Source organism: Frigoribacterium sp. CFBP 13712, from assembly GCF_014842255.1.
Lineage (GTDB): Bacteria > Actinomycetota > Actinomycetes > Actinomycetales > Microbacteriaceae > Frigoribacterium.
The window spans coordinates 22,141-30,487 of the sequence record NZ_JACYVH010000013.1 but is presented as its reverse complement, the minus strand read 5'-3'; the positions used below and the strand labels follow the sequence as shown (position 1 = coordinate 30,487).

Below are 8,347 nucleotides of genomic sequence, written 5' to 3'. Positions count from 1 at the left end.
GCCGCTCCGGCGGCATCGCTTCTCAGTACGACGACTCGGGCTCCGGCCCCCGGCCGGGACCCGTGTTCCCGGTGGAACCCCACCCCGCAGAGCCTCACGGCTTCGCGAGGTGGGGTTTTCCCGTGCGCCCGCACCCCCGCCCCCTGCTCGCCCGCTCGATGAGTCACGACTCGCCGCGCACCCTCCCGAGCCCCCGGCGAGTCGTGACTCCTCGACCCCCGGGTGGGCCGAACCCGGTCGAGGAGGCGCGGCGGACGCCCGAGAACGCCCCCGACGGGGTTGACTGGTGCGGTGCTCGTCTGCGTGGTCGTCCCTGTTCGCGACGACGGCGATCTGCTCGACGCCTGTCTCAGGTCGCTCGCGCGGCAGACCCGTCTCCCCGACGAGGTCGTCGTGGTCGACAACGGCAGCACCGACGACACGGTCGAGGTCGCGCGACGGTACGGCGCCCGTGTGGTCACCGAGTCCGAGGTCGGCATCGCGGCGGCGGCGAGCACCGGCTACGACTCGACGACCGCCGACCTGATCGGTCGCGTCGACGCTGACAGCGTGCTGCCGCGACACTGGGTCGCCGAGCTCGTCCGCACCTTCGAGCAGGACGCCGACGTGCTGGCGGTCAGCACGAACGCCCGGTTCTACGATGCGCCCGTCCTGGCGGGCACCGTCCTCTCGACGTTCTACGTCGGCGCCTATCACCTGATCGTCGGGGCTGGGCTGGCGCACTGGCCGTTGTTCGGCTCGACGATGATGATGCGCCGCTCGGCGTGGTCGCGGGTGCGCGACGTGGTGCATCGGCACGACAGGATGCTGCATGACGACATGGATCTCGCCGTCCACCTCGGCGATCTGCAGCTCGCGGGGCAGGGCCGGATCGCCTATCGGCATGATCTGGTCACCGGCATCTCGGCCCGTCCGCTGAGTCTCCGCAACGGCCCCTGGTTGCGCACCTACCGCGCGCTGCACTCGTTCACGGTGCACGGCGTCGACGGACGACCCTGGTGGCGCTGGCTGCGGGCCGACCCCGCGGGCGTGTTCCGTCGACTCGGGCTGACCCACGAGGTCGCCGCGGTCGATGTGCTGTCGGGTGGCGGGCATCTGCCCGTCGAGGTCTCAGGAGGCTCCGCCGACGACGCCGCTGACTACGCTGTCGACGCCTCCGCAGGCGCCGCTGACGACGCCGCAGGAGCACGCGAGGCTCCGGCGCGGAGCCGACCCGCGCCTCCTCGGCTGTTCCGACGGGGCGGGCGACGGCGCGTCACCAGGTGAGCGGTGCGCCTCGTCGGTCGGTCGGCGGGGTGAGCATGTCGTCGGCGGGCCCCGTGTCGGCCGGCCTTGTGTCGACGGTTCCCGTGTCGGTGCGGGTGCCGCCCGTGGGTCCGCCTGCATCGTGCAGTCGACGGCGGGCGGTCAGCACCGGGAGGGCGATGCCCGCGACGAGAGCTCCGGCTCCGCCCGCGGCGAGGTCGCCGATGGTGTCGTCGTAGGTCACGAAGATCGCGTCGTCGACGACGTGGTGACCCCACCATTCGCCGATCTCCCACAGGACGCCCGCGGCGAGACCGATCGCGACCGTGGCGGCGGCGAGTCCGAGTCGGTGGCCTCGGGACGGCACGAACCCGGTGTGCTGCACCACGATGACGGCGAGAGCCGCGAGCACGCCGTTGAGGGCGAAGTGCACGAGGGTGTCCCAGCCCGCGATGCGCGTGTACAGCTCGAAGACACTGCTCCAGGCGGCGACGAGCACGGTCGCGCCGGCGAAGACGTCGAACCCCGGTCGCACCCCGAGGAACCTCGGGGCCAGCACGGCGGCGAGGGCGAGCATCATGACGGCGATCTCGACGAAGCCCCAGCCGATGCCGACGACCACCACGCTGAGGGCCGCCAGCGCCCGCACCGCGTCGGCGACCCACTCCGTCGGGCGGGCCGGGCGCTGCAGGAACGTCTCGATCATCAGTCCATTGCACTCGCCTCGGCCCGATCGTGCCCGCATCCGGGGGCGAGAACCCGGGTGTGAGCATCGCACCTCGTCGTGCAGGGGTGCGATGCTCACCCGGAGGTTCAGCGACCGAAGCGACGCCGGAGGCGCGGTGCGGCCACCAGTGCCGTGCCGAGCGCCAGCAGCGCGGCGGCGCCGGCGATCCAGACGCCCTGATCGGCACCCGTGTAGGCGAGGGCCCCGCGCGCACGTCGCTCGTCCACGCCGCCGGCGACGACGGTCGTGTTGCCGGCGGGCACGACGACGGGGGGCGTCGTGGCGCCGGGCGTCGGGGTGGCGACGGCCTCGGCGACCGCGAACGACACGAATTCGCTGTCTGCGGAGAAGAACGGGATCTCGGGGTCGACGGCGAGAGACGCGCTCACGAGGTAGTCGCCGGCCGGGAGGACGAAACGGGCCGAGAACGAGCCGTCGGCCTCGACTCGGGTGACGGCGGAGGACACGCCGAAATCGGCGTCCCACTCGACGGGCTCCGTGTCGAAGGGGACGTCCCCCCACGGGTCGGCGGCCGCGCGTGCCGACATGACCACGGTGTCCTGCTGGATGGTCCACGAGTCCTGCCCGGGGGTGAAGTCCCATTCCTCGGCGTCGTCCGCGTCCACGACGGTGATGACCGCCACAGCGCCGGCGACGCCCGTGCTTCCCGTGATCGTGACGACGCCCGCGGTGGCGTCGGTCGGTGGCGTGACGAGGGGAGCGGGCACGGCCGCTCGCACCTCGATGTCCGCTGAGGCCGAGACGCCTTCGGCATCCGCGACGGTCATCGTCAAGGTGCCGAGAGCGAGGTCGGCGGGGATGTCCATCGTGAAATTCGCGTAGCCGTCCGAATCGACCACGAAGGGGTCGTCGACTGTGTGGACGATGAACCTCGTGCTCTCGGTCACGGCGGGGCCGTCGACGTCGATGACGATGCCTGCGCCCGGAGTGAATCCGTCCGCATCGACGGTCACGGAGTCGCCGGGGCTCACGACGGGGAAGAAGACGTCGATACTCGGGTCCGACCGCTCGGGCACGACGACGACCGACGACGGCGCGGGGGCGCTCGATGCCGGGACGGGCGTCTCGCTCGGAGCGGGCGTCGCGGCCGGTGCGGGCGTCACAGCGGGAGCGGGCGTCGCGGCCGGGCTGTCCCCGACGACGACCGACGTGCCGGTGCCGGTGCCGGTCTCGGCCGGCGCGGCCGGTGCCGGCGCGATGGTCGCGGTGTCGGTCGGTGCGACCTCGACCACGTCGACGGGGGCCTGCGCGGCGGGTGCGGCAGGCGTCGCGGGTGCCTCGGCGGCGAGTGCGGCGGTCGGGGCGAGGACCATCGCGGCGACGAGCGCGGCGGCGGCGCCGGCTCGTGAGCGGAGGCGGTGTGATCTGGGCATGCGTGTTCCCCCTGGAACGGTACGGCGCCTCGGGTGGACGCGTCGGTCCGAACCTAGGTGACCCGCCGGGTGCCGCACGGCCCCCCGTTCGAGCGGACGGCGCCTCCGACACCGGATCGTCACCATTCCGTCCCCCGTCTCCGCGCCTCCGGGGGACACCGCCGCCCCGACCGCTGCGAGAACCCCCGCGTGAGCATCGCACCTCGTCGTGCTGGGGTGCGATGCTCACGCCGAGGTTCGGCGCCCGGCAGGCCTGCACTCAGGGGTTCGGCGCGGCAGACCAGCACGCCGAGGTTCAGCGTGCAGCAGGCCAGCGCAGCACGGCGTGCACGGGGTCGTGGTCCGACGCCGCGGCACCCGCGAACCGGGGCGCCCCGACCCCCGCCGCCGAGACCTGGGCGTCGGGGCTGACGAGCACCCAGTCGAGCCGACGGCCGCCGGGGCGCGGCGGCCCGTAGTGCGACCAGCTGCCCCACCCCGGGTCGACGAGTCGGTCGGCGACGGCGCGGGCGTCGACGAGGAGCCCGTCGCGGGTCAGCTCGGCGTGCGACGGCGAGTCGTCGTCGGCGTTGAAGTCGCCGAGCACGACGACCGGTCCGTCGAGTCGTGCCACGACGGCGCGGATCCGCCGGGCGGCGTCGAGCTTCGCCCGGGCCGAGAACGGGTCGATGTGCACGGCGACGACGGTGAACCGCGCCCCGGTCGCGAGGTCCGACAGCTCCGCCTGGACGACGACGCGAGCGAACACGGCCCCCGGCCCCCGCGACCCCGGCGTCTCGGGTCGGTCGGACAGCCACCAGGTGCGCGACGAGAGCACCTTGAGGCGCTCGGTGTCGACATGCAGCTCGACGCGTTCGCCCCCACGGTCGCGCTCCCGACCGCTGCCGATCGACGCGTAGCGCGGTCCGAGCATCGCGGCGAGTTCGACGGACTGATCGGGCATGACCTCCTGCACGGCCAGCACGGCGGGGCGTTCCGCCTCGAGGAGGCGCGACACCAGTGGTGCCCGCCGGCTCCAGCGGTCGGGGCTGCCGGCCCGCACCGCCGGCAGACGCCGCCGCAGGTTGAAGGTCATGACGTGCAGCCCGGGTGCCGCGACGGGCCCGACGGTGGGCCGAGCCGCGGCCGTGCCGTCACGGTAGCCGTCAACGTCCCCGGCGGCCCCGGTGCCGTCGGATCCGGCCCCCGCGGCCCCGTCGCGACCGGGCGTCATCCGCCCGCGGGGGAGTCTCCGCCGCCCTCGCCGTCACCCGGCTCGGGCTGTTCGCCCGCACCGGGCGATCCCGGGGCGGGTGCGGGCGCCGGTGCCGGAGCGGGTGCCGACGGGCTCGCGGACGGCGCCGGGGTCGGCGCGGGCGGCGGTGCGGGTCGCTCGGTCAGGGCGGCGCTCGGCGCCGCGAACGGCTGGCCGCCGTACAGGTCGTTGACGGACTGCATGTACGGCTGGAACACGCGGTGCCGCGCGGTGTCCGCTCCGCCGCCCGGCAGGGTGTTGCGGCGCATGCTCACCTCGCCCTGGACGTTGCCGACCCAGATCGCGGTGGCCACCTCGGTCGTCGAGCCGACCATCCAGGTGTCCTTGGCGTTGTCGGTGGTGCCGGTCTTGCCCATCAGCGGCACGCCGTCGCCGGGGTTCGAGGCCGAGCCCGTGCCGCCGGGGGCGACGACGGAGCGCAGGGCGAAGGCCGTGGTGGCGGCGACCGCGGGGTCGACCGCCTCGCGGCAGTCGGCCGACGGCGGTGCGACTGTCGAGCCGTCGGGGCGGGTGACGCTGTCGATGGCGATCGGCGAGCAGGCGGTGCCGCCGTTCGCGATCGAGCCGAACGCCGACGCCATCTGCAGCGGGGCGATCGTGTTGGCGCCCGAGCCGAGCACGTCGGAGGGGAAGATGCTGAGCTCGCGGCCGTCGGCGTTCGTGACCCCGAGGTCGGAGGCGGCGTCGGCGATGTCGCAGAGGTCGAGCTCGGCGGCCATCGCGATGAACGCCGTGTTGACGGACTGCGTCGTCGCGCGGAGCGGCGTCATGTCGCTGCGCGCGCCTCCGGTGTCGTTGGTCACGGGGTACGGCTGCGAGCCGAATCCGCCCTGGCACGACGAGAACTCCGAGGTGTTCCAGTTGTTCTTCGAGGCGTTGACGACGTCGTAGAGCGAGTTGCCGTTGCGCAGCCAGTCGACCAGCGTGAAGGCCTTGTACGTCGACCCGACCTGGAACCCGGTCGAGCCGCCGTGGCTCGAGTCGGCGGCGTAGTTCACCTGCGTGGTGCCGGCGGCGTCCTGGCTGCTGCCGTAGGCGGTGTTCTGGGCCATCGCGACGATGCGCCCGGTGCGGGCCTCGGTCGACACGAGCGATCCGCCGAGGTCGGCGAACCCGACGCTGCCGGGCACCTGGGCCTGCAGGGTGCCCGCGGCGGCGTCCTGGACGTCGAGGTCGAGCGTCGTCATGATGCGCAGTCCGCCGCGGTTCAACAGCGCGGCGCGCTCGTCGGCGGTCTCGCCGAAGGCCGGGTCGTTCAGCACCTCGGATCGCACGTAGTCGCAGAAGTACGCGGCCGAGGCGGGCTGCGTGTTCGCGCAGCCGCTGGTGGCCGCGGTGATGACGGGCGCGACGGGGGTCTCGACGGCCGCCGTGTAGTCGGCGTCGGAGAGCATGCCCTGCTCGTTCATGTTCGAGAGCAGCAGGTCGCGGCGTTCGGTGTTGAGGGCGATGTTCGACTCGTCGTCGATGCGGAGCTCGGCGGGCGAGTTGACCGTGGCCACGAGACTGGCCGACTGCGCCGGGGTCAGCTCGGCGGCGGACACCCCGAAGTAGTACTGCGCCGCCGACTCGATGCCGTAGACGCGCCCGCCGAAGTTGGCGATGTTGAGGTACGCGAGCAGGATCTCGTCCTTCTCGAAGCGCTCCTCGACGCCGATCGCCATCTTGATCTCCCGCAGCTTGCGCGGCAGGGTCGTGACGGTGGCCTCCTCGTAGGCGGCCTCGCCGGCCTCGACGATCTCGGGGTCGCCCGATTCGAGCATCTCCTCCGCCTGCTGCACGAGCACGTTGCGGACGTACTGCATCGTGATGGTCGACGCGCCGCTCTCGACGCCGCCGCTCGCCACGTTCTGGAACACCGCGCGGATGGCCGCGAACGAGTCGACGCCCGCGTGCTCGTAGAACCGAGGGTCCTCCGTGGCGATGGCCGCGTCCTTCGCGCTCTGGGCGACGGCGTCCCAGCCGACCTCCTGGCGGTCCTGCGAGAAGAACTCGGCCATCTTGACCGGTTCGCCGCCGCGGGTGGCGTAGAGCTCGCTGGTCTGGGCCTGCTCGCCGATCTCGAGCGCCTCGGGGATCGTGTTGAACGCCCTGACCCCGAAGCTGGCACCGCTGCCGGCCACGGCGATCACCGGTGTCACGAGCACGGTGACGAGCACGCCGACCACGACCGAGAGCCCGGTCATGCCGGCGATCGCTCCGAGGGCGCCGCCCGTCCGGGACGCCCAGGAGGCGCGGTGTCCGTCGTCGCTCATGCGATCGCACCGATCGATGCGGCGGCCTGGCTGGGGGAGTCGAGTCGTCGTGTCATCGCCTCCGACCGTACGGTTCCGCCCGCCTCCCGGCGAAGCCCGCACAGGGCCCCGTCAGCACATTGTCAGCCGACCGTGATGCCTAGTCGGTCGACGGAGACGGCGCCGGCGACGCCCCGTCAGGCGGCGGGGCCGAGCAGCACGGCGGCCGCCGCGGCGGTCATCCCGACGATGAAGAACATCGTGCCGCCCTGCATCGTCAGCGACTTGTTGCGACTCGCGGTGGGCACGTCGACCTCGAGGATGGGGCAGCCCGACCAGCCGATCAAGCCGATGCTCAAGGCCACCAGGCCGAAGGCGGCCCAGAACAGGACGGCGAGTCCGGTCGGCAGCACGGTGGGGCGCCAGCCCGACGAGAGGAGGAGACCGAGGCTCACCGCGACGCTCCCGACGGCGGCCATGAACCAGTAGGTCCCCGTCCACATGATCCGCTGGACGTTGTTCTCGGGCGACATCAGGTCGTTCTGCACATTCTGCACGGAAGACATCTTGCGCCTCTTCGCGGCTCCCTGTGCACCACAGCCGTCGTCGACCGCCCGGGTCACTCCGTGAAGATCGCCCCGATCGGCTCGCGCTTCTCCTCCTGGAACCGATCCTCCGCCCGACCGAGCGCCCAGTACGCCGACACCGAGAGGGCCGCGCGATCGAGACCCCAGGCGTCCTGGACGATGGCCCGCGCCTCCTTCATGGCTCCGCGCTCGCCGTGGGCGAAGACGGCGACGGGGCCCTCGGGGGCGTCGAGCGCCGCGAGGGCCGCGACGAGCGGCGCCCCCGGGGTGGCGGTGCCGCGGCGGTGCAGCCAGCGCAGCTCGACTCCCGCCGGTCGGACGAGGTCGAGCTCGTCGTCGGCTGTGTCGACCTCGACGAGGGCCAGCCCGCGCGAGTCGGCGGTCATCGACTCGAGGGCCGACGCCACCGCTGGCAGCGCCGAGTCGTCGGCGAGCAGCAGGTGCAGCACCGCGGGATCGTCGACCGGTGACCAGAGACCGGCGGGCGTCGACATCTGCAGTCGATCGCCCGGCCGGGCCGCGAGAGCCCAGGGCCCGGCCACGCCCTCGTCGCCGTGCACGACGAAGTCGATCGCGATGGTGCGCGTCGCCCGGTCGATCGACCGCACGGTGTAGGTGCGACGGACCGGCAGGTCGGCGGGTGCGAGCTCGGCCCGCAGCGCCTCGAGGTCGAACGGCGGCTGCAGGCCGAGACCGGGGCGGGCCAGCAGCAGCTTGACGTAGCGGTCGGTCGAGGTCAGCGCGGCCTCGCCCGCCTCGACGAACCCGTCGAACGCCGGTCCGCCCAGGTGCACGCGCATCAGATGCGGCGACACGCGCTCGGTCCGGTCGACGACGAGCACGTGCTGCCGCCGGGCCGGGCGCCGAGGAGGCGCGGTGCCGGTCTCTGGAGTCGTCTCGCTCAC

General features: G+C 73.2%; 7 protein-coding genes. 1 reads left to right on the top strand and 6 read right to left on the bottom strand.

The window, feature by feature from the left end; translation table 11 throughout:
- Window positions 1–291 precede the first annotated feature (291 nt).
- Window positions 292–1,266 (top strand): glycosyltransferase family A protein, encoded by a 975-nt coding sequence (locus tag IFT51_RS14525; protein WP_192061803.1) that lies wholly within the window; start codon window positions 292–294, stop codon window positions 1,264–1,266.
- Here the strand turns inward: IFT51_RS14525 and IFT51_RS14520 are convergent.
- The 6 genes from IFT51_RS14520 to IFT51_RS14495 all read right to left on the bottom strand — a co-directional run bounded on the left by IFT51_RS14520 (window position 1,256) and on the right by IFT51_RS14495 (window position 8,347).
- Window positions 1,256–1,951 (bottom strand): hypothetical protein, encoded by a 696-nt coding sequence (locus IFT51_RS14520; RefSeq protein ID WP_192061802.1) that lies wholly within the window; start codon window positions 1,949–1,951, stop codon window positions 1,256–1,258. The two genes, IFT51_RS14525 and IFT51_RS14520, sit on opposite strands and share 11 nt — an antisense overlap.
- A gap of 107 nt (window positions 1,952–2,058) precedes the next feature.
- Window positions 2,059–3,366 (bottom strand): hypothetical protein, encoded by a 1,308-nt coding sequence (locus IFT51_RS14515; RefSeq protein WP_192061801.1) that lies wholly within the window; start codon window positions 3,364–3,366, stop codon window positions 2,059–2,061.
- 295 nt (window positions 3,367–3,661) lie between these two features.
- On the bottom strand, window positions 3,662–4,579 hold the full coding sequence (locus IFT51_RS14510) for an endonuclease/exonuclease/phosphatase family protein (protein ID WP_192061800.1): 918 nt from the start codon (window positions 4,577–4,579) through the stop codon (window positions 3,662–3,664).
- Entirely contained in the window at window positions 4,576–6,876 is a 2,301-nt protein-coding gene (locus IFT51_RS14505; protein ID WP_192061799.1) for a transglycosylase domain-containing protein, read from the bottom strand. Before IFT51_RS14505 ends, IFT51_RS14510 begins: the two co-directional genes overlap by 4 nt.
- Before the next feature lie 176 nt (window positions 6,877–7,052).
- Window positions 7,053–7,421, bottom strand: a complete 369-nt coding sequence (locus IFT51_RS14500; protein WP_192061798.1) for a hypothetical protein — start codon at window positions 7,419–7,421, stop codon at window positions 7,053–7,055.
- 53 nt (window positions 7,422–7,474) lie between these two features.
- Window positions 7,475–8,347: a siderophore-interacting protein gene (locus IFT51_RS14495; RefSeq protein ID WP_371740826.1), complete on the bottom strand. Its 873-nt coding sequence runs from the start codon at window positions 8,345–8,347 to the stop codon at window positions 7,475–7,477.